The sequence below is a fragment of the Pseudomonas tritici genome, from assembly GCF_014268275.3.
Taxonomy (GTDB): Bacteria; Pseudomonadota; Gammaproteobacteria; order Pseudomonadales; family Pseudomonadaceae; genus Aquipseudomonas; species Aquipseudomonas tritici.
Map to the genome: position 1 here is coordinate 2,079,275 of NZ_CP077084.1, position 26,696 is coordinate 2,105,970.

General features: G+C 57.8%; 23 protein-coding genes. 12 read left to right on the forward strand and 11 right to left on the reverse strand.

Annotation, left to right across the window (positions count from 1 at the left end; translation table 11 throughout):
- Positions 1-11: 11 nt before the first annotated feature.
- From HU722_RS09275 to HU722_RS28985, 4 genes are read right to left on the reverse strand one after another with little or no spacing between them, the layout of a single operon-like run.
- Positions 12-1,769 (reverse strand): ABC transporter ATP-binding protein, encoded by a 1,758-nt coding sequence (locus HU722_RS09275; RefSeq protein ID WP_186752995.1) that lies wholly within the window; start codon positions 1,767-1,769, stop codon positions 12-14.
- Positions 1,770-1,773: 4 nt separating this feature from the next.
- The gene (locus tag HU722_RS09280) at positions 1,774-2,898 is read right to left on the reverse strand and encodes a DegT/DnrJ/EryC1/StrS family aminotransferase (protein WP_065874966.1); all 1,125 of its coding nucleotides are present in this window, start codon (positions 2,896-2,898) and stop codon (positions 1,774-1,776) included.
- On the reverse strand, positions 2,895-3,359 hold the full coding sequence (locus HU722_RS28980; RefSeq protein WP_065874972.1) for an acyltransferase: 465 nt from the start codon (positions 3,357-3,359) through the stop codon (positions 2,895-2,897). The genes HU722_RS09280 and HU722_RS28980 overlap by 4 nt, the downstream gene beginning before the upstream one ends.
- On the reverse strand, positions 3,352-3,762 hold the full coding sequence (locus tag HU722_RS28985) for a sugar 3,4-ketoisomerase (protein ID WP_065874993.1): 411 nt from the start codon (positions 3,760-3,762) through the stop codon (positions 3,352-3,354). Before HU722_RS28985 ends, HU722_RS28980 begins: the two co-directional genes overlap by 8 nt.
- 1,026 nt (positions 3,763-4,788) lie before the next feature.
- Here HU722_RS28985 and HU722_RS09290 point away from each other — a divergent pair.
- Positions 4,789-5,121: a ComEA family DNA-binding protein gene (locus HU722_RS09290; RefSeq protein ID WP_065874974.1), complete on the forward strand. Its 333-nt coding sequence runs from the start codon at positions 4,789-4,791 to the stop codon at positions 5,119-5,121.
- Positions 5,122-5,140: 19 nt separating this feature from the next.
- Here the strand turns inward: HU722_RS09290 and HU722_RS09295 are convergent, their stop codons facing one another.
- The gene (locus tag HU722_RS09295; protein ID WP_065874975.1) at positions 5,141-5,719 is read right to left on the reverse strand and encodes a TetR/AcrR family transcriptional regulator; all 579 of its coding nucleotides are present in this window, start codon (positions 5,717-5,719) and stop codon (positions 5,141-5,143) included.
- 131 nt (positions 5,720-5,850) lie between these two features.
- On the opposite strand from HU722_RS09295, the gene HU722_RS09300 reads away from it, so the two are divergent.
- Positions 5,851-6,495: a GntR family transcriptional regulator gene (locus HU722_RS09300; RefSeq protein WP_186752994.1), complete on the forward strand. Its 645-nt coding sequence runs from the start codon at positions 5,851-5,853 to the stop codon at positions 6,493-6,495.
- A gap of 15 nt (positions 6,496-6,510) precedes the next feature.
- The gene (locus HU722_RS09305; RefSeq protein ID WP_186752993.1) at positions 6,511-7,359 is read left to right on the forward strand and encodes an urea carboxylase-associated family protein; all 849 of its coding nucleotides are present in this window, start codon (positions 6,511-6,513) and stop codon (positions 7,357-7,359) included.
- Positions 7,360-7,433: 74 nt separating this feature from the next.
- Here HU722_RS09305 and HU722_RS09310 read toward each other — a convergent pair whose 3' ends face one another.
- Together HU722_RS09310 and eat are read right to left on the reverse strand one after the other, a co-directional pair.
- Positions 7,434-7,601, reverse strand: a complete 168-nt coding sequence (locus tag HU722_RS09310; RefSeq protein ID WP_065874977.1) for a DUF2897 family protein — start codon at positions 7,599-7,601, stop codon at positions 7,434-7,436.
- 111 nt (positions 7,602-7,712) lie between these two features.
- Positions 7,713-9,077 carry an ethanolamine permease gene (gene eat / locus HU722_RS09315; protein ID WP_049709334.1) on the reverse strand — a complete coding sequence of 455 codons (1,365 nt, stop codon included), beginning with the start codon at positions 9,075-9,077 and terminating at the stop codon, positions 7,713-7,715.
- A gap of 411 nt (positions 9,078-9,488) precedes the next feature.
- On the opposite strand from eat, the gene kdpF reads away from it, so the two are divergent.
- The 6 genes from kdpF (at position 9,489) to HU722_RS09345 (ending at position 17,532) form a co-directional block, all read left to right on the forward strand.
- Positions 9,489-9,578, forward strand: a complete 90-nt coding sequence (kdpF, locus tag HU722_RS09320) for a K(+)-transporting ATPase subunit F (protein ID WP_003218754.1) — start codon at positions 9,489-9,491, stop codon at positions 9,576-9,578.
- A gap of 9 nt (positions 9,579-9,587) precedes the next feature.
- Positions 9,588-11,288 carry a potassium-transporting ATPase subunit KdpA gene (gene kdpA / locus HU722_RS09325; protein WP_186752992.1) on the forward strand — a complete coding sequence of 567 codons (1,701 nt, stop codon included), beginning with the start codon at positions 9,588-9,590 and terminating at the stop codon, positions 11,286-11,288.
- A 20-nt stretch (positions 11,289-11,308) separates the two neighbouring features.
- A complete protein-coding gene (kdpB, locus tag HU722_RS09330) occupies positions 11,309-13,366 on the forward strand; it encodes a potassium-transporting ATPase subunit KdpB (RefSeq protein ID WP_186752991.1) in 2,058 nt (685 codons plus the stop codon).
- A gap of 100 nt (positions 13,367-13,466) precedes the next feature.
- Complete coding sequence (gene kdpC / locus HU722_RS09335) at positions 13,467-14,012, forward strand: potassium-transporting ATPase subunit KdpC (protein WP_065874981.1); 546 nt, start codon at positions 13,467-13,469, stop codon at positions 14,010-14,012.
- A 141-nt stretch (positions 14,013-14,153) separates the two neighbouring features.
- The gene (locus tag HU722_RS09340; protein WP_186752990.1) at positions 14,154-16,805 is read left to right on the forward strand and encodes a DUF4118 domain-containing protein; all 2,652 of its coding nucleotides are present in this window, start codon (positions 14,154-14,156) and stop codon (positions 16,803-16,805) included.
- Positions 16,806-16,842: 37 nt separating this feature from the next.
- Positions 16,843-17,532, forward strand: coding sequence for a response regulator (locus tag HU722_RS09345; protein ID WP_065874983.1), 690 nt, complete (start codon positions 16,843-16,845; stop codon positions 17,530-17,532).
- 115 nt (positions 17,533-17,647) lie between these two features.
- Here HU722_RS09345 and HU722_RS09350 read toward each other — a convergent pair whose 3' ends face one another.
- Positions 17,648-18,685, reverse strand: a complete 1,038-nt coding sequence (locus HU722_RS09350) for a patatin-like phospholipase family protein (protein WP_065874984.1) — start codon at positions 18,683-18,685, stop codon at positions 17,648-17,650.
- Positions 18,686-18,913: 228 nt separating this feature from the next.
- Here HU722_RS09350 and HU722_RS09355 point away from each other — a divergent pair, with 228 nt between their 5' ends.
- From HU722_RS09355 to HU722_RS09365, 3 genes are all read left to right on the forward strand, one after another.
- Positions 18,914-19,192 carry a hypothetical protein gene (locus tag HU722_RS09355; RefSeq protein WP_012722962.1) on the forward strand — a complete coding sequence of 93 codons (279 nt, stop codon included), beginning with the start codon at positions 18,914-18,916 and terminating at the stop codon, positions 19,190-19,192.
- Between the two features lie 83 nt (positions 19,193-19,275).
- Positions 19,276-20,037: a CHAD domain-containing protein gene (locus HU722_RS09360; protein ID WP_065874985.1), complete on the forward strand. Its 762-nt coding sequence runs from the start codon at positions 19,276-19,278 to the stop codon at positions 20,035-20,037.
- A 91-nt stretch (positions 20,038-20,128) separates the two neighbouring features.
- On the forward strand, positions 20,129-20,926 hold the full coding sequence (locus HU722_RS09365; protein WP_065874986.1) for an acyl-CoA thioesterase: 798 nt from the start codon (positions 20,129-20,131) through the stop codon (positions 20,924-20,926).
- A 2-nt stretch (positions 20,927-20,928) separates the two neighbouring features.
- Here HU722_RS09365 and HU722_RS09370 read toward each other — a convergent pair whose 3' ends face one another.
- From HU722_RS09370 to HU722_RS09380, 3 genes are all read right to left on the reverse strand, one after another.
- Positions 20,929-21,291: an Mpo1-like protein gene (locus HU722_RS09370; protein ID WP_065874987.1), complete on the reverse strand. Its 363-nt coding sequence runs from the start codon at positions 21,289-21,291 to the stop codon at positions 20,929-20,931.
- 548 nt (positions 21,292-21,839) lie between these two features.
- A complete protein-coding gene (locus HU722_RS09375) occupies positions 21,840-22,247 on the reverse strand; it encodes an Imm50 family immunity protein (protein WP_065874988.1) in 408 nt (135 codons plus the stop codon).
- A gap of 2 nt (positions 22,248-22,249) precedes the next feature.
- Positions 22,250-26,566 carry an RHS repeat-associated core domain-containing protein gene (locus tag HU722_RS09380; RefSeq protein ID WP_186763697.1) on the reverse strand — a complete coding sequence of 1,439 codons (4,317 nt, stop codon included), beginning with the start codon at positions 26,564-26,566 and terminating at the stop codon, positions 22,250-22,252.
- Positions 26,567-26,696 lie beyond the last annotated feature (130 nt).

Below are 26,696 nucleotides of genomic sequence, written 5' to 3' on the forward strand. Positions count from 1 at the left end.
TCAGACTGTTTTTATGTGGCGCCGCATAGGGACTGGTAGGATCCGCTCTTCACGATCATGCCATTCTCTATTTCTACAACCGTGTCACATCCCTTGAGGGTGTTGAGTCGATGAGCTATCACTATCAGTGTTATGTCCTCTCCCAGCCCCTCTACGGCTCGCATCACCTCGAGCTCGGTTTTGCTGTCGAGCGCACTGGTTGCCTCGTCTAGGACAATGACTTTTGCTTCTTTGTAAAAGGCTCGGGCAATCGCGATGCGCTGACGCTGTCCACCGGACAGAAAAACGCCTCTTTCTCCCACGGGCGTATCATAGCTATTCGTCCATGACTCGATAACTTCTGCCATTTGAGCTTTTTCCGCCGCCCGACGAACGCGTTCAAAGTCAATATCTTGATAAGGTATCCCAAAGGCAATGTTTTCGGCGACAGAGGCGTCGGATAGAAATATCAGCTGAGGGACATGTGCAATATTGGACTGCCAGTTGCGGCAATTGGCTGTTGTGATTTGCTGGTCGTCTACCAGGAAAGTACCTTCGGTCGGTGGCAGCAAGCCCATCAACATGTCGAGCAGCGTACTTTTGCCACTCCCAGTTGCTCCAACTAACCCGACACGGCCACCCTTAGGGATTTTCAGATTGATGTCCTTGAGAACCCACGGACCATCTTCACCATAGCGAAAAGATACAGCGTTAAGCGATAGCGAATGATTGAACGGTTGATGGGTCCGGGGAGTTTCTGTGTCGAGCTGAACGTCTGTCTCTGGAAGCAGGTCGAGTACATCCAGCAAAGAATCATGCGCGCCTCTAATGCAGGCCCAGGCGGCATAGGACTGTTGCAATACTGGTAATAGGCGTTGCGCCGCCAGTGCCAGTGCTCCCAGCATAGGTATAGAAGCTAATAATCCTCCTGGTTGCTGTGCGAGCCAGTAGGCAAAGACTGCGACCATCAACATGCCAAACGATTCGATCGTATAGCGTGGTGCATTCGCGATAATTTGTATGTTGGCTTTGGCTCTGCGCAACGTTGAATCGGTAGTGTCGAAGTCTTTCCGATAATTAAGCTGAGAAGAGTCGATGATAACGTCACGAATACCTTCAAGGCTTTCATTCAATAACTTTAAAAGTTTGTCCGAGCTTGAACTCACCTCAAGGCTGTCTTTGCCAAGTTGTTTTTTTGTCGCGAAAATGACTAATATGTAAACACTGCCAAAGCTGGCAAATGCAAGGAGCGCCACAATCGGCTCAATCGCCAATACGATGATAAGTATCGCCAGCATCATAAACGCCGAGCTGGCAATCGTCAGCGTGGGGATGAGAAATTCACGGACAACAGTATCAACTTTGTTGAAGATCGCGGTAGTGACCTCACTGCTATTTCGTGACAGGTGCATGCTGTAGGGCTGATGGATGACTGACTTATATATGCCGCCCGCCAAGTCGCTGCCTACCGCGGAGCTGAAGCGGTTCTGTGCCCACATCAAGACAAAACGACTAACCCCTGACAGAATAGCTGCAAGTGCGAAGATCACAGTAAGCGGCAGAAGCAGTCCGTCAGCGGCATTGATACCAAGTGCTGAGAACATACTGCTCGCCAACGGCTGATCCATTATTTTTTCTGGATTGATCAGCACCGCTAGAAAGGGAACTATCGCGCCAATGCTCAACACTTCGGCAAACGAAGCGATGATCATAAGAACAAGGATGATAGATAGCTGTACCTTCCTTTTTAGTGTAAGACTCCTCCAGAGTCGAATTAACGATGCAATCATCAGTTCACACTTCACACTCAAAATTATTGACAGCTGTGATGACAAATTCAACTTCTGACGGTGTCATGACAGGGCTTATCGGCAGACTCAGCACTTGCTTGTGTATCGCCTCGGTCAGGGGGTAACTACGAGAGCTCCACTGCTTGTAGGCCCGTTGTTGGTGTGCTGGAACAGGGTAGTGAATGATCGTTTGAATCCCTTGAGCGAGCAAATACTGCTGCAATTCATCGCGTCGTTCGCATCGAATAACAAATACGTGCCAAACATGATTTTCAAGGGATTGCACGGGTGTTCCCGCTGCTACTGGCAGCGTTATGCCGGGGTTGCGGATGCCCTCCATGTATTTCTGGGCGACATCTCGTCGACCTTTCGTCTGCTCATCCAGATACTTGAGTTTGACACTCAGCATGGCCGCTTGAATTTCGTCGAGGCGGCTGTTCACGCCTTGATAGAGGTTCTTGTATTTCTCGTGTGAGCCGTAATTTCGTAGTGCTCTCACGGTGTCGGCCAGTTCGTCATCGTCTGTGGTGATCGCCCCCGCATCGCCCAACGCCCCTAGATTTTTCCCGGGGTAAAAGCTGAATCCGGATGCATCGCCCCAGCTACCCGCGCAGCGACCATTATCACGGGCGCCGTGTGCTTGAGCGGAGTCCTCCAATACAAGGAGGTTGTATCTTTTCGCGAGAGACGTTAACGCTGGCATATCGCACAGTTGGCCATACAGGTGCACCGGCATAATGACCCGGGTCCTGGGTGTAATAGCGGCCTCGACAAGCTGGGGGTTCAAGTTGTACGTCGTTACCGTCGGCTCTACTAAGACGGGTGTCAGCCGATTTTCCGTAATGGCCAGAATGCTTGCGATATAGGTATTGGCGGGGACGATAACTTCATCTCCCTCCTTAAGCTTGCCTAACTCCTTCCATGCGCGCAGTGTCAGGTTCAGCGCATCTAGGCCATTCGCCACGCCGATGCAGTGGCGGCTTTGCGTATAGGTCGCAAATTGTGCTTCAAAGTTAGATAACTCACTGCCGCCGATAAACCAGCCTGAATCAATAACTCGAGTGCAAGACTCAATTAATTCTTCGCGCATCACCGCATTGATTTTTTTCAAATCGAGAAAGCTGATCATTTATCGACATACCTGATGATTTTCGCGGGGTTGCCGATAACTACGGCGCGGTCTGGAACGTTCTTTGTTACAACGGCACCCGCACCAACCATCGCATAGGAACCGACAGTTACACCCGGCAGCAGAGTGGCATTGGCGCCAATGCTGGCCCCCTTCATAATTGTTATGCCCTTGAACGTTTCTGGGTAAATCTTTGATCTGGGCATGGGGTCATTTGTGAGCGTAGCATTGGGGCCTAAAAAAACGTCATCCTCAATGCGGGTTCCATCCCATAAGAACACACCTGACTTTATGGTTACATTATTACCAATGATAACGTCACTTTCGATTAAAGTATGTGCGCAGACATTACAGTTACTTCCGATGGTGGCACCTTCAAAAACAATGCTGAACTGCCAAATTCGTGTGGCGGCCCCAATTTTTTCGCTTTTAACGTCTGCCAGCGGGTGAATCTTAGGCATTTTTCGCCGCCTCTACGAAATCTTCATAATTGCGAATATAGTCCGACTCATCATAATGCTCGCTGGCCAGTACTAACAAAATGCAGTCGTCGCTAAAGTCGTGCATTTCTCGCCATACCATGCTCTCAATCAATATTCCCTTGGTAGGGTTTTCCATCCAGCATTCTTCGCGGTCTAGCCCATTATCAAGGACCATTCTGAGTTTCCCCATAACGCAAATAGCAACTTGCTTTAAGTTGCGGTGCGCATGAAATCCCCGGCTAACATCTTCAGCCGTCCGATAAATATAGTAGACACGCTTGATATCAAACGGAATTGCCTTTTCCATGCCGATTTCGAGCGCTACCAGCCCCCCCCTCTCGTCACCCAAACTAGGAAAGTCAATCCACTTGATTAAGCTCATCTTCCTCATCCCACCATCTGCGATAAATTTAACTAAAAATAAATATAGTTGCGTTTTCAAGCATTTAACCGTTTTTTCAAGCAGGTCTTGAAAATTTCAAGATTACGCGAAGCTGTCTCGAGGTACACGAAAAGTTTCGTCATATGTCCGATTGGGCGAGGACTCGGCGACGCTCGCCCTCTACAAATCGGGCCCTCGTGACAGCCAGTCGCCGCAAGCCTCATGTGGGTGATACCATTCCATGAATGGCTTCCGTACTCGATACCCGTCATCGAGGGTATGCATGTAAAGGACGACATCGTTCTTGAAAACGTTTCGACGATTGTACAGGGGCGCGTATGGCTGAGGGTCAATCAATCGCGAAGTCACCCCTGGCGTTCGAAATTTGCGGCGCCACGTTGGATCTGCTTGCGTTTAAGCCGAGCAATATACCAGATGCCGCTATCTCTCAGTGAGCGGTTCAATCGCAGCTGGCGCAGCTCAGCGCTCCGCTCCTGCCTGTATACCTAGGTCAGGTCCTTGGCCTGGCTTTATCGAGAGCGTTACCAAGCTAACCCTATATCGATAGCCCCGGGTTTTCATTCTGCTGGGTTGCTGGATGGGGTCACTGAGCGCGACACATGAGTGAGTGGCTGCGAGTACGATGGCTGGCACAGTGCATGGGTACGAGATCGGAGTAGCAGGACTGCAACGCTAGATAGATGTACCGTCTGGCGCATTGTTAAACGTATCAAAGGTGCGCGTTAACTGGCCCTTCGCTATCAACTGGTTGGGTTCCGGAAGTGCAGTCAATCGGGTCTGCTCTGATACATTCTGAAATGGGTGAGCTGTTTGAATGTTGTAGTCATATAGCCGGACAAATTAAACGAAGTGTCTAGCTTGATTGAACGCGAATTCGGGATGGTATCGCCGAGCAAGTTAATGCTCTGTAACATGAGTTTTTTTGACTTGGTTGAAGTTTCATCTAACGTGGAAATGCAGCTTCGGAAAGCTGCTTTCTCTTACCGATGTCATGGAGCGTCACCAATGCAAAATACCTTCCTCACCTCCCTAATCTTCGCCTTCCTCACCACCCTCTCCGTAACTACCACCGCAGCCCCCTCCATCAAACCGGAAGCCCCAACCCCCATCACCGCCCAGATGCCCAAAACCGACCAATCCGCCAAGGTCAACCTCAACGCCGCCGACGCCGAGACCCTGCGCCGTGACCTCTTCGGTATAGGTGCCTCCAAAGCCAAAGCAATCATCGCCTACCGTGAAAGCAACGGCCCGTTCACGGCGGTGGATGAGTTGTTGGAGGTGAAGGGCATCGGCAAGGCGTTGCTGGAGAAGAATCGCGAGAGGCTTGTAATCAACTAAGCCAATAAGGGGAGGCCGGTCATTGACCGGCTTTTTCATCCTCTGAAACCTGGGTTTTCAAGTTTTCTCGCACCACTTCCAATATGTGCATCGCCAGTGCTTTGTCCTCAACGCTCCGGGCCAGCACCAAAGCACCCACCAATGTCGACATTATCACCAAGCTGCGTGCATCACCTTGCCCAGCCGCCAAAGCCGTTTCGATCTGTTTGATCCGTGCGTTGAGCACTGCATCCGTTGTTGCACTGTGCTGGCCTTTCAGTCCCAGTTCGGAGGACATCGTTGGCAGCGGGCATCCCTGATCAGGAGTGGTCATGTGCCGCTCCGAGAGGTAGCTGTCGATGAACGCTTCTAGCGGTCGCTCCTGACTGAACAGCATTTCGCAACGTACATCCAGCTCGGCAGCTGCGGCCTGCAGGGCCTTTTCTACCAGCTCGCCTTTGGACTTGAAGTGTGCGTAGAAGCCGCCGTGGGTCAGGTTCAGCGCTTTCATCAGGGGTTGCAGGCCCGTGGCGCCGATACCGTCGCGGCGAAAACGCACGGAGGCTTCCTTGATGATGCGTTGGTGGGTCTGGGCTTTGTGGTCGGATGAATAACGCATAGGAAGGCCTCGGTTACAGGTTGGCATTCTAACCATGTGTATCGATTTACATGTATGTCCTCTGTCTTGGACGTTGGCATGAAAAGTGGTTACCTCTACGCATGAGATTGTTCAACAATCGTGAGGCAGTCATGACATCCAGCTTGTCTTTAGCCGACCAGATTGCCCTGGAGCTTCGCGCTGACATCATCGGCGGGCGGCTTTTGCCGGGGATACCGTTGGTCGAGGTGGACCTGGTGAAAGCCTACAACGCCTCACGTAACACCATCCGCGAAGCATTGCACCGTCTCGGCCAAGAAGGCCTGACCCGCTACGTGCGCAACAAGGGCGTCATGGTCCGGCGGCTGGAACGTGAGGAGGTGCGTGATTTGTTTGTAGTCCGCCGTACCCTGGAGTTGCAGGCCATCGCCCAGAGCGGCGCTCTGACAGAGGATCAATCCGAGCGCATGCAAAACGCAATCGACGCCACCACCCTGGCCCGTGAGCGCGAAGATTGGCGAGCGGTCGCCACCCACAGCTTGGTGTTCCACCAGCAAATCGTTGGGTTGATGCGCAGCCCTTTGTTCGATGAGTTTTTTGCCCAGGTCATCGCGCAGCTGCGTCTGGTGTTTTGCGCGGCGCCTGATGAAGAGCGCTTCCAGTCGCCGTGGTTGGAGCGTGATCGTGAGATTTACACGTTATTGATCCAGCAGGATAAACCGGCGGCAGGGGAGGCGATGAGCCTGTACCTGGATGATTCGGAACGCCTTTCCCTGGCCTTGTTTCACCACCCCTGATCGAGGATCTGCATCATGTACAAAGACTATCCGGCCGCTTATCAGGTCAGCAAAGGTTCGGCGCTGCAGGTCGACACGGCGTTTTACGAGCGCATCCGTGACCAAAAACAGCAACGTACGTTGATCGAGCAGTTCGAGGTGCCAATCCGCACGGGCAGGGCGTGGAAGGTGCCGGCTGGGCATGTGTTTCGTGTGACCACGCCGGTCGGTCCACAGGTGGGTGACTTCAATGTGTGGAACGCCAACGACCCTCGCGAACGCCTGTGGGCAGCGCGCACGCGTCAGTTGCAGGGCGCGCATGTGAGCACTCATGACCGGTTGTGGTCGAACCTGCCATTTCTAAGGCCTCTGGTGACGATCACCGATGACAGCCTGGCGGGCTACGGGATCGATGAGCACGGCGGGCGCTTGCATGATTTGCTCGGCACGCGTTGCGATCCGTATGTGAATCGGATACTCACCGGCGAGGACTTCCATCACCATTGCCATTCGAACCTGACTCGCGCGGTGTTACCCCACGGTCTGACGGAATTCGACGTGCATGACGTACTGAACATTTTCCAGTGCACGGGCCTGAATCATGACGACATGTATTTCATGAAGGCTTGCCCGGCGCAGAAGGGCGATTACCTGGAGTTTTTTGCAGAGATTGATTTGCTGTGTGCGCTGTCGACGTGCCCGGGCGGGGATTTATCGCTGCCGATGTGGGGGCCGGATGCACAGGACCCTCTGACGGTATGCCGTCCGTTGGGGGTTGAAATTTATAAGTTGGAAGATGAATTGCTGAACGGCTGGAGCCAGCCGGAGCGTGCTGCTTATAAAGGGCAGCACGGGTTGCATATTGCCAAGGCGGATTGGGAGTAACGCTTTAGAGGGGCTGCTTCGCAGCCCAACGGGAGCGAGCTCCCTCGCCACAGGTTTGTGCCAGGGCAGCCAAGTCAGCGATCCTGCGCGTCCTTCGCATCCGCCTGGGCGTTGCGGTCGGCGACGCGCTTACGTTGTTCGTCGGTGAGTTCCACCTTGTTGGCGCTGTCTCGCAGCATCATCAGCCCACCGACGATCGACCCGATCGCGACCACCATAATCAACCACGCATACCACGGCATAAGGCTCTCCTTGAGGCAGATCACCGTGGGAGAATTTTCCCACGGGAATAACTGCTTTGAGTAACAGGCTTTCTCAGGAGTTCAGTGTAGGCCTGTTCCGCCTTGTTAACCTCAGAGTCCGGTCAACATCGCATCCGCAGGGGCATCCGCGCGGTCTTGCGCGGTCATCTGGAAGTAAACGAACCCAACGGCCATAAAGCCCAGGAAGATCAGTCCGATCAGCGTGTTGAACCAGGCCATGGCCACCAGGCACACCACCGCCAGCACCAGCGCAATGCCCGGCACGATGGGGTAGCCCGGTGCGCGGAAGGTGCGCTCCAGCAACGGTTCGGTCTTACGCAGTTTGAACAGGCTGAGCATGCTCATGATGTACATCACAATGGCGCCGAATACGGCCATGGTGATCATCGCTGCGGTCAGTGTCATGCCGCCCAGGTTGATCAGGCCGTCGCTGTAGATCGCGGCGATACCCACCACGCCGCCGGCGATGATTGCCCGGTGTGGTGTCTGAAAACGCGACAGTTTGGCGAGGAAGGACGGCAGGTAGCCGGCGCGGGCCAGGGCGAAGAATTGGCGCGAGTAGCCCAGGATAATGCCGTGGAAACTCGCCACCAGGCCAAACAGGCCGATCCACACCAGCATGTGCAACCAGCCGGAGCTGTCGCCAACCACGGTTTTCATGGCTTGTGGCAATGGGTCGTTGATATTGGAGAGGGTGCGCCAGTCGCCCACGCCGCCGGCAAAGAACATCACACCCATGGCCAGGATCACCAGGGTCAGGATGCCGCTGATGTAGGCTTTTGGAATGGTGCGCTTCGGATCTTTCGCTTCTTCGGCGGCCATGGCCGCGCCTTCGATGGCGAGGAAGAACCAGATAGCAAACGGAATCGCGGCAAACATGCCGGCAATTGCCGGGGCGCCAAAGGTGTCGGAACCGGCCCAGCCGTTCAGGGCGAAGTTGCTGAAGCTGAAGGCGGGCGCTACGACGCCCATAAACACCAGCAACTCGGCGACGGCGAGTACGCACACGACCAATTCGAAGGTGGCGGCGAGTTTCACACCAAGGATGTTCAGGCCCATGAACACGATGTACGCGCCGACGGCCGCGTGTTTCGGGTCCAGTGCCGGGAATTGCACGTTCAGATAAGCGCCGATGGCCAAGGCGATCGCAGGCGGCGCGAAGACGAACTCGATCAAGGTCGCGAGCCCCGCGATCAAACCGCCTTTCTCACCAAAGGCACGACGGCTGTAGGCAAACGGCCCACCCGCGTGAGGAATCGCGGTAGTCAGCTCGGTGAAACTGAAGATGAAGCAGGTGTACATGGCGGCGACCATCAACGAGGTCACCAAAAAGCCCAAGGTCCCGGCGACGCCCCAGCCATAGCTCCAGCCGAAGTATTCACCGGAAATCACCAGGCCGACGGCGATACCCCACAAGTGCAGGGTGCCCAAGGTGGGTTTGAGTTGTGTGTTCATTGTGCTGCTCCCTGAACGGTTTGGAATGATTCAAGGTGTTGCAGCGTGCATGCCAGGCTGAGAATCATTGTCGTAAAGCCGTGCAACTGTCGCCACGGGAACGGTTTGGCGTTTGAATTTGCCCTGCGTTGCACCAGATAAGTGCTGTGTTGACTGAGCTGACGCCTTCGCGGGCAAGCCCGCTCCCACATTGGAGCGCGTATTTCCTGCTGAAACGCGGTCGAGCGTGGGAGCCGGGCTTGCCCGCGATGAGGCCTTCCCATCCACAGCAAATCCCCCTGTAAACCCCGCATAAACCCACTCTTTACGCCGTCTTTACGCCCCGCCCATACCCTCGCTCTCGTTCCTTTACACCACTCCTGCCGACAATTGACCCACACGCGGCACTCGCCGCTAAACGGAGAGACTTCCATGAGCGTTCTGGACGGGGTGTCACTGCTATTGGCCGTGGCGCTGTTCATTTATCTGCTGGTTGCGCTGTTACGCGCGGATCGGAACTAGGAGCTGGCCATGCACAGTTATGACTATTGGCTGATCATTGCCTTTTTTGCCGTGGTGCTGGTGCCGGCCCCGTTCCTGGGGCGGTTCTATTACAAGGTGATGGAAGGGCAGCGCACCTGGCTGAGCCCGGTTCTGTGGCCTGTGGAAAAAGCCTGTTATCGCCTGTCGGGCGTGGACGAGCAGCAGGAACAAAGCTGGCAGAAATACATGCTGGCCTTGCTCGCGTTCAACCTCGCGGGTTTCTTGCTGTTGTTCGCGATCCTGGTGTTCCAGGACTATCTCCCACTGAACCCGCAGAAATTGCCGGGTCAGGAATGGACGCTGGCCTTCAACACTGCGGTCAGTTTCATGACCAACACCAACTGGCAGTCCTACAGCGGTGAGGCGTCTTTAAGCTACCTCAGCCAAATGGCCGGCCTCACCGTGCAGAACTTCGTCAGTGCTGCCACTGGCCTGGCAGTCCTGGTCGCGCTTTGCCGTGGGATTGGTCGCAAATCGGCGCAGACTTTGGGCAACTTCTGGGTCGACATGACCCGCGCCACCCTCTACGGCCTGCTGCCGTTGTGCCTGGTGCTGGCGTTGTTCCTGGTGTGGCAGGGCGTTCCGCAAACCTTCGCTCACTACGTTGATGCCGTGACGATGCAAGGCGTGGATCAAGTGATCCCCCTGGGCCCGGCAGCCAGCCAGATTGCGATCAAGCAGTTGGGCACCAACGGCGGTGGCTTTTTTGGTGTCAACTCGGCGCACCCGTTCGAAGACCCGACTGCCTGGGCCAACCTGTTCGAAGTGGCATCGATCATCCTGATCCCGGTGGCGCTGGTGTTCACCTTCGGCCACTACGTCAAAGACCTGCGTCAGAGCCGTGCGATTCTCGGCTGCATGCTGGCGCTGTTCCTGATCGGCGGCGCGACCTCTTTGTGGTCCGAATACCAGCCCAACCCGACCCTGAACAACCCGGCCGTGGAGCAGACCGCGCCGCTGGAAGGTAAGGAAGCGCGCTTCGGCACCACTGGCACGGTGCTGTGGTCGGTGACCACCACCGCAGCGTCCAACGGTTCGGTCAACGGCATGCAGGACAGCCTCAGTCCCCTCAGCGGCATGGTGGCGCTGGTCAACATGATGGTCGGCGAAGTGATCTTCGGCGGCGTCGGCGCCGGGATGTACGGCATGTTGCTCAACGTGTTGATCGCGGTGTTCCTCGCCGGCCTGATGATCGGCCGCACCCCGGAATACCTCGGCAAGAAGCTGCAGGCCAAGGAAGTGCAATTGCTGGTGGTGACCCTGCTGGTCATGCCGGTTGGCGTACTCGTGCTCGGCGCCATTGCCGCGAGCCTGCCTGGCCCGGCCGGTGCCATCAGCAACCCAGGTCCGCACGGCTTCAGCCAGTTGCTCTACGCCTACACCTCGGCCAGTGCCAACAACGGCTCGGCGTTCGGCGGCTTCAGTGCCAACACGCCGTTCCACAACCTGATGCTCGGCCTGGGCATGTTGATCGGTCGCTTCGGCTACATCCTTCCGGTACTGGCCCTGGCCGGCAGCCTGGCGATGAAGAAGGCCGCACCGATTGGCCAGAACAGCTTCCCGACCCATGGCCCGCTGTTCGTGACCCTGTTGACCGTGACCATTTTGCTGGTGGGCGGCCTGACCTTCCTGCCGACGCTGGCACTGGGCCCAATTGCTGAACACTTGAGCATGGCTGCCTCTAAATGAAGAGCGAAGGGGATATGAAAATGAATATGCCTGCAAAAAACGCGGCCCCGGTCCAAACCCAGCAGCCCGCCAAAACTGCCATCTCCGCCCTATGGCGCCCGGCGCTGGTCCAGGCGTTCGTCAAGCTGGATCCGCGCCAACTGCAACGCTCGCCTGTGATGTTGGTGGTCGAGCTGACCGCCATCCTCACCACCGTGCTGTGCTTTGTGCCGGACACGACGGTGCCGACCTACGTCGCCGTGCAAATCGCCGTGTGGCTGTGGTTCACCGTGCTGTTCGCCAACTTCGCCGAAGCCTTGGCCGAAGGGCGTGGCAAAGCCCGCGCCGACAGCCTCAAGGCCGGCAGCGAAGGCCTGAGCGCACGCCGCAAAGAGGCCGATGGCAGCTTCAAAGTGGTACCGGCCACCGGCCTGCGCAAAGGTGATGTGGTGCGCGTTACCGCTGGTGAAATGATCCCCGGTGACGGCGAAGTCATCGAAGGCATCGCGGCGGTTAACGAAGCGGCGATCACTGGCGAATCCGCCCCCGTGATCCGCGAGTCCGGTGGCGACCGCTCGGCCGTCACCGGCAACACCCGCCTGGTGTCGGACTGGTTGCTGATCCGCATCACCGCCAACCCCGGTGAGTCGACCCTGGACCGCATGATCGCCCTGGTGGAAGGCGCCAAACGCCAGAAAACCCCCAACGAAGTCGCGCTGGATATCCTGCTGATTGGCCTGACGCTGATCTTCCTGTTGGTGGTGGTAACCCTGCAACCGTTCGCCCACTTCGCCAATGGCAGCTTGCCGTTGGTGTTCTTGGTCGCACTGCTGGTGACGCTGATTCCTACGACCATTGGCGGTTTGTTGTCGGCCATCGGTATCGCCGGTATGGACCGCCTGGTGCGCCTCAATGTCATCGCCAAGTCCGGCCGCGCCGTGGAAGCGGCGGGGGACGTGCATGTGTTGCTGCTCGACAAGACCGGCACCATCACCTTTGGTAACCGTCGGTGTGCGGCGGTGGTCGCGGCGCCTGGCGTCAGCGGCAAGGAAGTGGCCGAGGGTGCGTTGTTTGCCTCCCTGGCGGATGACACGGCGGAAGGTAAGTCCATCGTCGAATACCTGCGCGCCTTGCACCCGCAAGCCGAGCCGACTTCGGATGAACTGACGGCTGTGCCGTTCACTGCTGAAACCCGCTTGTCCGGTGTCGATTATCAGGGCCGTGTGTTCCGCAAAGGTGCCGTGGATTCTTTGCTGGCGTTTATCGGTCAGCAACGCAGCGACCTGCAACCAGCATTGTCGCGGGAAATCGACAAAATCGCCCAGAGCGGCGGCACCCCGTTGCTGGTGTGTGCCGATGGCAAGTTGCTCGGTGCGATTCACCTGAAGGACGTGGTCAAGCCCGGCATCCGCGAGCGTTTCGCTGAGTTGCGCAAACTGGGCATTCGGACCGTGATGGTGACGGGCGACAACCCGCTGACAGCCGCTGCGATTGCTGCCGAAGCGGGCGTGGACGACGTGTTGGCGGAAGCCACGCCGGAGAAAAAACTCGCCCGTATTCGTCATGAGCAGAACGACGGTCGCCTGGTGGCGATGTGCGGCGACGGCGCCAACGACGCCCCGGCCCTGGCCCAGGCGGACGTTGGCATGGCGATGAACGATGGCACCCAGGCCGCTCGCGAAGCCGCCAACATGGTCGACCTCGACAGCGACCCCACCAAGCTGCTGGACGTGGTGCAGATCGGCAAGGAATTGCTGGTGACGCGCGGTGCGCTGACCACCTTTTCCATCGCCAACGACGTGGCCAAGTACTTCGCGATTTTGCCGGCGCTGTTCGCTTCGATCTACCCGCAACTCGGCGTGCTCAACGTGATGCACTTGCAGAGCCCGCAGAGCGCGATCCTCTCGGCCATCGTGTTCAACGCACTGATCATCGTGGTGCTGATTCCCCTGGCGCTGCGCGGTGTGCGCGTGCAGGCGGCGAGTGCGGCGGCATTGCTGCGGCGCAACCTGCTGATCTACGGGCTGGGCGGGCTGCTGGTGCCGTTCGTGGGCATCAAGGCGATCGACATGCTGCTGACTGCGTTGCACCTGGTGTAACCGAACCTGCTCTTTGTAGTGAGCGGGCTTGCCCCGCGTCGGGCTGCGAAGCAGCCCCATTGCAACACGGCAGAGCGTCCCACAAATTGAGGAATCCAAAATGTCCAACATTGTCCGCCCGGCCCTGAGCCTGCTGGTGCTCATGACCCTGATCACCGGCGTCGCCTACCCATTGGTAGTGACCGGCGTCGCCCAAGTCGCTTTCCCGGACCAGGCCAATGGCAGCCTGGTGCGCGACGCCAGCGGCAAAGTGCGCGGCTCCAGCCTGATCGCCCAGGACTTTACCGGTGACAGCTGGTTCCATCCGCGCCCCTCGGCCGGCGCTTTCGCGACGGTTTCCAGCAGCGCCAGCAACCTTGGCCCAAGCAACCCGGCGCTGGCGACGCGCATCTTTGATGATGCAAATAAACAGCTCGTGCCCAGCCAAGGGCCGGTGCCTTTGGCGTCGCTGACTACCTCCGGCAGCGGTCTTGATCCACACTTGCCACCGGAGGCGATTGCCTATCAACTGGCGCGGGTGGCGGCGGCGCGGAGTGTGCCGGTGTCGACCTTGCAGCGGTTGCTCGATGAGCATATCGAAAGCCCGTTGGTTGGGCCGCCGGTGGTGAATGTGCTGGCGCTGAACATGGCTCTGGAAAAGTTATAGGCAGGAATACCGCTATCGCGGGCAAGTCGAATCGTCGCACCGCCGCTCCCACATTTGGAATGCATTCCCCTGTGGGAGCCGGGCTTGCCCGCGATGGCGGCATAAAAGACTCCATATGAATACCTGAAGGAACCCCCAAGCATGAGCGACTCCGGCCGCGCCGATGCCCTGCTAGCCGATCTGCCCCGCAACGGCCGTGGCCGGCTCAAAGTCTTCCTTGGCGCCGCGCCCGGCGTGGGCAAGACCTACGCCATGCTCCAGGCCGCCCACACCCAATTGCGCCAGGGCGTGAAGTTGATCGCCGGCGTGGTCGAGACCCATGGTCGCGCCGAGACCGAAGCCTTGCTCAGCGGCCTGCCGCAGCAACCGTTGCTGCGCACCGACTATCGCGGCGTGATGCTTGAAGAAATGGACCTCGACGGCCTGCTCGCCGCCAAGCCCAAGCTGGTGCTGGTGGACGAGCTGGCCCACAGCAACGCCCCCGGCAGTCGCCATGAAAAGCGCTGGCAAGACATCCAGGAACTGCTCGCCGCTGGCATCAACGTGTTTACCACGGTCAACGTCCAGCACCTGGAAAGCCTCAACGACCAGGTGCGCGGCATCACCGGCGTGCAGGTGCGTGAAACCCTGCCGGACTGGGTGCTGCAAGAGGCCGACGAACTGCTGCTGATCGATCTGCCCTCTCGCGAGTTGCTGGAGCGCCTGCGCGACGGCAAGGTCTATGTGCCGGAGCAAGCCCGCGCGGCCATCGATGCGTTCTTCACCCAGACCAACCTCATGGCCTTGCGCGAGTTGGCGATGCAAACCGCCGCCGCCCATGTCGACGATGATTTGGCCCAAGGCTACCGCCAACTTGGCCAGGCCGCGCCGGCAGTGCGTGGGCGTTTGTTGGTCGGTGTGGACGGCGATGCACAGGCCGAACGCCTGGTGCGCCATGCCAGCCGTGTTGCCCAACGCCGGCATTTGCCGTGGAGCCTGGTGCACATCGACAACGGCCGCGCGCGGGACGAGCAGTTTCGATTACGCCTGCAAAATGCCCAGCAACTGGCCGAACGCCTGGGCGGTGAAGTGGTGTTGCTGCGAGCCGGCGAGGTGGCCAAGACGCTGATCCAGCATGCGGCCGAACGCCGCGCCAGCCTGCTGCTGGTGGGGCAGTCGCGGATGCGTTGGCGGCGTCGGTTGTTCGGTGGCGGCCTCGCTGCGCGGTTGCTGCGTAATGCCCGTGGCTTGGAAATCAACGTCCTCGACAGCGATGACATCCCCTCACCGTCACGCTTGCCGGACGTGCGCGGGCTGGTGTGGTTCGACTATGCGCTTGCGGTCGTGGCGACGGTGGTTGCTGCGGTATTGGCTTGGGCGGTGTCCAGTGTCTTGCCGCTGCCGAATATCTCGCTGGTGTTCCTGGCGGCGGTATTGCTGGTGGCCGTGCGCAGCAGCCTGGGGCCGTCGCTGGTGTGTGCGGCGTTGTCGTTCATGACCTACGACTTCCTGTTTATCCCACCGAATTTTTCCTTCGCCATCCAGCGCGAAGAGGACGTGCTGACCCTGTTGTTCTTCCTGTTAATGGCGGCGCTGACTGGCAACCTGGCCGCGCGTCAACGCCGTCAGTTGCAGGCGTTGCGCGACACTCAGGAAGAAACCAGCGAACTGCTCGACCTGTCACGCAAACTGACTGCAGCCACCGATCGCCAAGCGGTGATCAGCGCCGCGGCGCATCACCTGGAAGGCTGGAGTGACCTGGACCTGTGCCTGGTCAACCGCGATGGCCAGGGCGGTTGGGCGATTGAGACCGGCGGCCCGCTGACGCTTAGCGAAGCCGAGCGCGCCGCTGCTGATTGGGCCTGGCAGCATGACCAGCCGGCGGGCATGGGCACCGGCACCTTGCCGTTCGGGCGTTGGTGGTGGTGGCCGTTGTCGGGCGAAGAGGGCCCGTTGGGTTTGCTGGGCGTCAGTCCAAAACCCGGCCAGGAGCTGAGCGGCCAACGCCGTCGCTTGCTGACTGCCCTGAGCCAGCCATTGGCCCAGGCGCTGGCGCGGGCGCAACTGGCCCAGGAGCTGGAGTCCGCACGGTTGCACGGTGAGACCGAGCAACTGCGCAGCGCCTTGCTGGCCTCGGTGTCTCACGATTTGCGCACGCCGCTGACCTCCATGCGCGGCAGCATCGACAGCCTGTTGGCGCTGGGTGAGGCCATCCCGCTGGAAGATCGCCGCGAGTTGCTTGAAGGCACCCGCGATGAGGCCGAGCGTCTCGACCGCTATATCCAGAACTTGCTCGACATGACGCGCCTCGGCCACGGCGCTTTGAAACTGGCGCGGGATTGGGTGTCGCCCGGTGATATCGTCGGCAGCGCCCTCGGCCGTTTGCGTGCGGTGCTGGCGCCGTTGCAGGTGAGTACCGACGTGCCGCCTGAATTGCCATTGTTGTATGTGCATGCTGCGCTGATCGAACAAGCGCTGGTCAATGTGCTGGAAAACGCCGCGCGTTTTTCACCGTCTCAAGGGCGCTTGCAACTGAGCGCAGGCGTGCTGGATAACCAGCTGTTTTTTGCCGTCGCCGATGAAGGCCCAGGTATTCCCGAAGACGAGCGCGCAAAGATTTTCGACATGTTCTATACCGCCGCACGCGGTGATCGGGGCGGGCAGGGCACAGGCTTGGGCCTGGCAATCTGCCAGGGCATGGTCGGTGCCCACGGCGGGCATATCAGCGTAGCCGACGGCATTGACGGGCGCGGCACCTGCATCACCTTGTTCCTGCCCTTGCCGACTCAGCCTGGCCTGGAGCGCGAGGCATGAGCTACCCTGTTTTCTTCACGGATTTTGATTGGACACCATGAGCCAGACCGCGACGATTTTGGTCATTGATGACGAACCGCAGATCCGCAAATTCCTGCGCATCAGCCTGGCCTCCCAGGGCTACAAAGTGATTGAGGCCGGCACCGGCAGCGAAGGCCTGGCCCAGGCGGCACTGAGCAAGCCGGATTTGCTGGTGCTCGACCTTGGCTTGCCGGACATGGACGGCCAGCAGGTGCTGCGCGAATTCCGTGAGTGGTCGACGGTGCCGGTGTTGGTGCTGTCGGTGCGGGCCAGTGAAGGGCAAAAAGTCGAAGCGCTTGACGGTGGCGCCAATGACTATGTGACCAAACCCTTCGGCATCCAGGAGTTTCTCGCCCGGGTACGTGCGCTGCTGCGCCAGGCGCCCGCGGGTGAAGCCCAGGAAGCGGCCTTGCGGTTTGGCCCGTTGACGGTCGACCTGGCCTATCGCCGGGTGCTGCTGGACGGTGCCGAAGTGGCGCTGACGCGCAAGGAGTATGCGGTGCTCGCGCAGCTCGCCCGGCATCCGGGGCGGGTGATTACCCAGCAGCAATTGCTCAAGGATATCTGGGGCCCGACCCATACCGAGGACAGCCACTATCTGCGTATTGTGGTGGGGCATCTGCGACAGAAGCTGGCGGATGATCCGACTCAGCCGAGGTTTATCGTGACCGAGGCGGGGGTGGGGTATCGGTTGTTGAGTGCTTAGATGTTTGGCGTCGGTTCCGACGCCATCGCGGGCAAGCCCGGCTCCCACAGGGGCGTGCATTCCAAAGGTGGGAGCTGGCTTGCCTGCGATGGCGTCATCAGCAGCACCTTAACCCTCAACTCTGCTCACTCTCATACCGATCCAACGTATCACTGGCAATTTCCCTTCCCAGCGCAATCAACTCCGGCGCTTTGTAGAACTCGAAAAACCGGCACACCCGCTTCGGCACGTTGATCAGCACATCCGGCGGGTAGCCGGCAATCTTGTACTGCGCCAGCGAGGTTTGCATCACTTCGAAGCTCTGGTTGATCAAGTCGAGCAGCGACGCCGGGCCGACGTTATCGATGATGAATGAGCCGGTCGCTGACCTCGGTGCACCGGGTTTTTCCGGTGCGGCGGCGGGTTGTTGGGATTCCGGCTCGGCCGAGTCCAGCCACGGATTGATCTCTGCCGCTTGCGCCTCCAGTGCCTCTTGCTCCAGCTTCAGCAATTGTTCGGCCTGCTTGCGGCGAAACGGCAGGTGCGAACCGAGTGATTTCGCCAGGTTGTTGAAGCGACTCTTGAAGGCTGGCGGGCGTTGGATCACCGGCAACCGGTACTGCTTCTGGTTGGTGGCGTTGAGGTTGACCGCGATGATCAAGTCACAATGACTCGACACTACCGGCACGATGGGCAGCGGGTTGAGCAGGCCGCCGTCCACCAGCATGCGGTTGCCTTGCATCACCGGGGTGAACAGGCTGGGAATCGCCGCCGAAGCGCGCATGGCCTGGTGCAGGCAGCCTTCCTGGAACCAAATTTCCTGCTGGTTGGTCAGGTCGGTGGCGACGGCGGTGTAGGGGATGCGCAGTTCTTCGATATTGATCTCACCGACGATCTTGCGGATCTGCCCGAAGACCTTCTCGCCGCGAATCGCCCCCAGGCGAAAACTCACGTCGACCAAGCGCAGCACGTCGAGATAGTCGAGGCTTTCAATCCAGTTTCGATACTCCTCCAGCTTGCCGGCGGCGTAGATCCCGCCGACCACGGCCCCCATGGAACACCCGGCGACACAGGCGATGTCGTAGCCGCGCCGTTCGATTTCCTCGATAACCCCAATATGGGCGTAGCCCCGGGCTCCGCCGGAGCCCAGCACCAAGGCAACACGTTTTTTCATGGTCCATGTCCTTCCCAATGCAGGTGCCCACAATGCACCCATTGAGGTGGCGGCTTCAATCTTCGCAAGGCATGTAATATTTTTCCTGAATACTCGCGGCGCTCGGGTATGCTCTGGGATGTTGGGGTATATAGGTACTATCGATTTCAGGCTAAGGATTAGGCACTTTTCCATGTAGGCAACGTCTACAACGTACGACTGTTTTTTCTTTATTTTGAGGTGTCATCGATGAAAGCCTGGATGTGTGTGCCTGTGATCGTGTTGGCCCTGGCCGGTTGTGCCGGTAAAACCGCGTACCGCGACAGCTGTGGCTCGCAATTGGACGCCGCCTGGAAAGAACTGGACCTGGCCAAGGCTGAAGGTTTTGCCGGCACGGTGAGCTACTCCAAGGCCTTGTCTTTGTTGACCGGCGCCAAAACCCAGCAACAATTTGAAGCCTTTGAAGGCTGCTCCAATAAAGCCGAGAAAGCGCGGTTCTATATTCGTGAGTCTCGCGCCGGGCGTTGACGCGTAGCAGCTGTCGAGTGCAACGAGGCTGCGTCGGCGGCCATGAGTTACCTGGGAATTTTCGTCGTCAGGGGGAGGAAGGGATGTCAGCTTTGGTCGATCAGTTAGTCGCTCAGGTCATTGGCCTGGAAGTAGGGTTACTGAGCTGCCAGGCTCGCCTCGCCGCCGTCACCGACGATGAAGCCTTGCATGACCTGCGCACCACTGTGCGCCGACTGCGCAGCCTGTTGCGCCCCCTGCGTGGGTTGCCAGGGGTTGAACAGCTTGAATCGGCCGCCAGCAGTGTGGGCCAGATGACAACGCCGCTACGCGACCGTGAGGTGCTGGCGGCGTATTTGCATCAGCATGGCCATCACGAGGCCGCTGACCGGCGCCTACGCCTGCAACCCGATGCCTATCGCCAGGTGGCACAAAGCCCGGAAGTTGCCCATTTGCTGCGGATACTCGACGCCTTCCCGCGTTTTATTCGTGCCTCTGAACACCAGAAACTGCTCAAAGGCCTGCGCCCACGTATCGAGAAGCGTCTGGCCAAGCAATGGCAGAAACTCGGTGAAGCCTTGAAAGACCCCGACCATGATCGCCACCGCCTGCGGTTGCTGATCAAGCGCGTGCGCTACGCGGCGGAAGCGTATCCCGAGCTGGACAAGTTGCCTGCCAACGCCATGTCACGCCTGAAAAAAGCCCAGGCTACCCTCGGGGATTGGCATGACTGCTGGCAGTGGTTGGCCCAGGCCGAGCACCAGGCAGACCTGCAACCTTGTGTTGCGGTATGGCATCGCACCATGGCCAAGGCGGAAGGGCAGGCCGATCGCGTGCTGGACAAACTCAGCGCCGATTGTTTCTGAGCCGGTCCGGCTTTTGGCCGGAATAGGCGCTGCACCTCATGGGGCCGATGATTAAGATCACCCATCTGTTCCTTCTGATGTGAGACGCGCCATGCGCTTTAGTGATTTGCTCGACGCCGCACGAAGCAACCCGCTGGATGTGACCATCCCCGCCGAATGGGCCCAGGGCCGCGCAACGTTTGGTGGGCTGGTCGCCGCATTGCAATACGAAGCCCTGCGCGCCCAGGTGCCAGCTGATCGGCCTTTACGATCACTGGCAATCACCTTTGTTGGCCCGGTCGCGCCGGACGTTTCTGCCAGTTATCAAGTCGAAGTGTTGCGCGAAGGCAAGGCCGTCAGCCAGTTGCTCGGCCGCGTAGTGCAGAACGGTGAAGTGGCGACACTGGTACAAGCCAGTTTCGGCGCCTCCCGTGAGTCGGAAATTGCTGTCGAGAGTGAAGCGCCGCCCGTGTTCAAACACTGGGACGAGTGTCAGGAACTGCCCTATATCAAGGGCGTTACCCCTGAATTCATGCGCCACCTGGCGATGCGCTGGAGTGTGGGCGGCTTGCCGTTTACCGGCAACAAATCCCGCGACATGGGCGGTTGGGTGCGTTTACGCGGGGATGTGAAAGAAGAGCCACTGACCGAGGCGCATATCCTCGCCCTGGTCGACGCCTGGCCGCCGGCCTTGCTGCCGCACCTGAAAAAGCCAGCGCCGGGCAGCACCCTGACCTGGACCATCGAGTTCATCCAACCCCTGCAGACTCTGAGCACCCTCGACTGGTGCCAGTACCACGTCACCATCGAACACGCCCGCGACGGCTACGGCCATGCCGCTGCCGCGTTATGGAGCCCGACCGGCGAATTGATCGCCATCAGCCGCCAGACCGTGGTGGTCTTCGCCTGACCTCAATGCCTGTGGCGCTGCTGCCAAGCGCGCCACCAGCTACCGCTCAATACAAAACGCGGAAAGGTCACGAACTGCTCAACCACCAGGCGTTGTACTGCGTCTTTACGATCACTGAACGGCTCACTGGCCTGGGCTTCCAGGCTATGGCCATGGCGCTGTAGCGCCAAGCCGGCCAGGATGCCGACAACGCCGACGGCAAAACTGGCCAGGCTCAGGCTGAATACCCCGGATACGATCAACAGGAACCCGACGATAAACAGCGGCACGGCAATCAGGTGCAACGCCAGGTTGGTCGGGTGCTGATGGTTTTGCGGGTAGCTGCGCCATTGCCAGGCGGGGAGATTGGGGTGACGTTTGCCCATGATGGTGAATCCTCTGTCCGTTGAAATAGCCTGGGCAGAGTTTAGGTGGGAGCGGCTGGGGCGGCGAATTGGGGCTAACTATGGGGGTCATAGAGCGCAATTGCCGCAAGCCACTTTATGCCCAAATTACGCAGTCATGGTCATCCAAGTGCACCAGAAAAGTGAGTTCGATATCGGCCACCCAAAATGGGTATCCGATCGATTCACCTAGGATGTCTGCAATGTCTTGGGAATTGCTGACCGTCCAAGCGCTGTACGTTGAGTCGAGCACTAATAGAATCAGTTTTTTTTAATGATGCGATGCTGTATTTCTTTCCAGAAGTCGGGTTGTGCTCGGTGCTTTTTTCGAACAGTTTGACCGGGTCGAGTATATCGCTTTCTGATTTGAAGAACTTTCTCGTCAGAGCGTGGATGAAAGTGGCAAGTTCGCTCGATTGCAGTTTCTAGAGCGGATATGCAGCTTTTTAAAGCTTGGCCTATTTCCTTTTCAAGGTGACTCAATACTCTGGTACCGTTTGGATGTGTGTTTGCGAGTTAAAACACTCGAACTATTTGAAGTAGTAGTCGTCCGGTCCGTTAATATAAACATTAGGATCTTTAAGTGAAATGAATTTTGCATTGAACTTTATGGAAGCGTTGTTGCTGACGGCTTCAAATGTGAAATAGTCACTATCTTTGTTGATGTTTACGGTAAATACCTCATGTGCAGGAATATTTGAAATTTTTAAGTCTTTGATTTCATAAAAAGTTAGACCTAATCTACACATGTTATACCCTTTATTCTTCCATTTTTCTGGTAAGTTATCTGGAAACTCGGGTATGTCGAAACCCATGCCAATACAAGGTTGGTCATTTTCTATCCTTATAGAAAAAAGAGCTATTTTTCCAATTTCAATAGAGGAGCTAAAAAGTTTGTTAAAAAATATGCTTCCATCTAAGTCATTCCAGTATTTCATGCTTATTTCCTGAATGGATAATGTTTTTTTGCTCCTTCGATATAACCTTTTCGAGGCTTGTCGATTGGCCGCAAATTGAAGTGCGAAGAGTGATCTCCAATGCTATCTACTCTACCGAATTTATGGCCCGCTGAGTGGTCTTGAATAAGGATTTTTGAACCATTTGATCTTGTAAATTGATATACCCTTGTGTCGATGGGCATACCGTTGTCATCCAGTATTCTTTTTTCATTTTTGTCCGTCATTTTTTCAATAGCGTATTGTTTGGTCTTTCCTGTGTCTGGGTCTACTACCATGTCCGGGCTCTGGCTCATTGGTATACCGGCATCTCTTTTCGCTCCTCTGAAAGCGCCTTTGCGTGAAATATCGGGTGCTTCTGGTTCATTCCATGTTTTACAGGCTGACGGGTATTTCCCTTTCGGCGGGCAGTTGGCGCTCAGCCCTAGCGGATCCACCCACCCAGTAGGATTTGGTACGTACTGGTAGGCATTGATCCCACCCGCGAGCTTCACCGGATCCGGTGTCAGGTAACGACCAATATCCGGATTGTAGTAGCGATGGCGGTTGTAGTGCAGTCTGCTTTCCGGGTCGAAGTATTGGCCCTGGAAGCGCAGCGGGTTGTCGATTTTATTGGCGTCGAGGCGGGTGATTTCGCCGTAGGCGCGGTAATGGGCGGACCAGACGACTTCACCGTTAGGGGCGGTGAGTTCTTGTGGTGTGCCAAGGTGGTCGAGTTGGTAGTAGTAGGGCTTTGTTTCTTTTGGGCCGAAACGTTCCTGTTCGCCTTGGGAGTGGTGGACGCGGGTGAGGCGGCTTAGCGGGTCGTAGTGGTAATGGCTTTCGCCTTTGCGGGTGTCGATGAGGCGGGTGAGGTTGCCGGATTTGTCGTAGTGGTATTGGCGCTGATATATCGCACCTTCGACGTCGCATAGGCCATGGTTGAACAAGCGTCCTTGTTCGTCGTATTGGTAGCTGCTGAGTAGACTTCCTTGGCCTCTTTGGTGTTCTCGACCCGTATCAAATCGGTGGGCGGTGAGCGTGCGGCCATTGAGCTCTACTTTCTCGAGTTGACCGCCTTTGCTGTGATTGAACACCAGGCGATTGTTGTCCGGCAAACGTAGGTTTTTAAGTTGGCCGCAGGCGTCGTAGCCATAACGCAGAGTGCCCCAGCCCTGGTGCTCGGCGGTGAGGCGGTTCTGGGGATCGTATTCGTAGGCCAGCGCCCAGTGGCCGTCGTCGACGCTGAGGAGGTTGCCTTGGCGGTCGTAGGCGTAATCGACGATGTTGCCGTCGGGTAGGGTTTTTCTTACGAGTCGTCCGGCGTGATCGCGCTCGTAGCGGGTGACTAGCTGACTGCCGTCGTCGCCGTGTTCGGTCTTTTCTTGCAGGTTGCCGTTCAGGTCATAAACGTAAGCGGTGCGCTGGCCGTCAAACCCGGTTTCCTGTTGGATCAGGCCATTGCTGTGGTACTGGAGCCGGTAAGTTTCGCCGACTTCGTTTTCGATTTCGGTCAGCAACAACCGCACGTTGTCGTAACGGTATTTGACCTGGGTGCCATCGGCGTTGATGCGGCGACTGATCAGGTGCAGGCCGTCGGCGTATTCGTAGCGGGTGATATTTCCCAGTTCATCGCGGTCGGAGGTGATTTTTCCGTAGGGGTTGTAGCTGTATTCCCGCGTTGCGCCGTCAGGCTGAGTCACTTTCAGCAAGCGGCCTGCTGCATCCCACTGATACTGAGTCAGCGCGCCATGTTCATCCTCACGCGCAACCTGCCGCCCCAGATCGTCATAGCGATAGCGCTTGATCCCGCCATTCGGTAGCAGCTCTTCAAGCAGTTGTCCGCGTTCATTCCAAACCAGCTTCTGACAGCTGTGATCCTGATACCAAAACCCAACCAGCTGCCCATATTTGTTGTAGCTGTAGTCAGTAGCGTTGCTGTCAGGATCGGTCCTGCGCGTAACGTCGCCTTGGTCATTACGCTCATACTTCCAAACCGCTTCACCACGCCGCACAACCCGTACGAACCCATTCTCATGCTCGTAGGAAGTCGGCTCATCATCCCCAGGAAACAACGCCACCAAGCGTCCGGCTTCGTAGTACTGGTAGGCCGTGATCGCGCCGAGAGGATCCTGCTCAACCGTCAGCCGGCCTTTCTCATCGTAGGATTTAAAGTGCTCGGCACCATCCGGATCCACCCGCTGCACCAGCCGCGCCCGCTGGTCATGCACGTAGACTTCCTGGCTGCCATCGGCGTTAAAAACCGTGACCTGCCCGTTGTCATCCCACACATACCGCGTGTCCGTCTGCGAAAAGCTTGCCCAATGCCGGACACACCGCGCCGCCTTACCAGACCGTTCCCATTCCCAAAAGAAACTCGCCCCACCGGCCAGTCCGCGCTCAAGAATGACGTGCTGATCGTCGTACCGATAAACCTCACTTTCGCCTACAGCGTTAGTCGCTGAAACCAACCGACCAGCAGCGTCATAGGCGTAGGAAACAACGTTCTGCTCCGTCACCCAGACAAACGGACCGTCATCCACAGCCCGCTCAGTCTGGTAATCCACCGCAACAATGCGGCCCGACGCGTAGCGCAAAAACAACGAGCGTCCCACACCGTTGTCCAGCCGCTCGATCTGCCCGAGGTAGTTACGGAAAATGCGCAGCCGGTTGTCATACGCGTCGCTGATTGCTGTCAGCACACCGTCACGCAAGTGGTAGAAACGCGACGCCTGAGCCAGCACCAGCTCATCAGGCAACGCCCCCAAGTAGATCGCCGCTTCGGCAAGGCTGTTGGTGATCGCGGGCCGAGAAGCAGATGGCAAGGGCAGGGTGGTGGAGCGATTCTCATGGTCTGACCACACCACCGAATCACCAGAAACCGCGAGCCGATGCGCCAGCGAGTGACTCCAGCCAAACCCCAGCCCGCAATCCACTTCCACCGCACTGGTGCGGTACAACAGTGTCCACTCAAACGGCAAAATCCCATCGAGCGCACCATCGGTCAGTGTCAGCAGTTCCTCCCCGGTAACCATCGATACCGGGCAGCCATTGGTCGCGGTCTTATCCGAAGAGGCCGTCGCATCGCCAGCTGGGTTTTTCGCAACCGCAGGGGCATCGTCGATAGGTTCCTGTCGCACCAACACCGTCCGCTGGGCCTTGTCCCGAATCACCGGCACCGGGTTGGAAACCACCTGATTCCCAGCCTTCAACGGCACATCCGGAATCGTCCGGATCGGCGTCGCCGGGCTACCCACCAACAACGGCTTGGCCGCTTCAACATGCTGCTCCAAGCGCGGTTCGGCAAGCTGATCGGCCAGCATCTCCAGCCACTTACGCACCCGCCCGGACTTGATATGCCCCAGCACCTGCGCACCCAGGCGTATCTGCACCCCCATCCCCCGCGTCGCCCAGATCAAAAACAGATTGATCAGCACCTCGCCGGTAATCTCGCCCAGCAGTTCGTACATCTGCGGCGGCGGGAGCATGCGTATCCAGGCCACCATCGCTGACAAATAGATGAACAACAGCGGCTCATCGCTAAGCACCAGCAGGCCGTGGGCAATGGCGTCTTTGCCCAGTTTCAGCAATTCATCCAGCTCGGCTTGGGTGATGTACTGCAACAACTTCTCGCTGTTGGCCTTGAGGTCCGCCAATAGCTCGTAAAGCTGTGTGAAATTGTCCCAGAGGTTATAGAGCGCTTTACCAATCCCTGTTGAAAACGCCACGGCCTGCATCGCGCTGCGCTCGAGCGGCGCGGTATTGGCAAAGCGGCTCCATTGCGGCTTGAAGGTGGTTTTCCATTCATCACGCAGACGACCTTCCAACCCCGCGATCACCGACTGATAAGACGCATACAGCGCCTTGACGTGATCCTTGGAAACGTTGGGATAAAAAGTGATCTGGTAGTGCTGGTCGCGGGTGCAATCCTTGATTTCAAGAATGCCGCTGGGGCCAATGGTGTGATGGATCGGCGCGCCCATCGGGCTGCCATCAGGGGCAATCGCTTGCAGCATCACCGGCGTATTGCCGATGGGCACAAAGCGTGTGCTCTCGAACATATGCACCAAGGTCAACGCGCCCTGGGCTTTGCAGACGGCCACCGTGCGATTGGTTTTTTTGGAAGACGCCGGAGCGACGAGAGAAACCTCTTCCCCCACCTTGAACACCTGCTCGACTTCCAGCGAAGAGCCACTCCAGAAGCGCTCGGCCCATTCGTCGAAAGTGTTCAGGCAATCCCGAAAGTCACGAAGGACGCCTTCGACGTCGGGCGCTTTGGCATTCATCGGCGACAGGACAAACTTGCCAATGACCGGAATCAAGAGGCCGTCCAACGGGTCAGGGTGTTAACGGAGAAGTGCATCGGCGGTCCCTCGCGCTGATTGATCAGGCGAGAGACTTTGGAGAGGTTGGTAGGGAAAAGAAGTCGGCGTTATTCGCCAGGATAGCTAG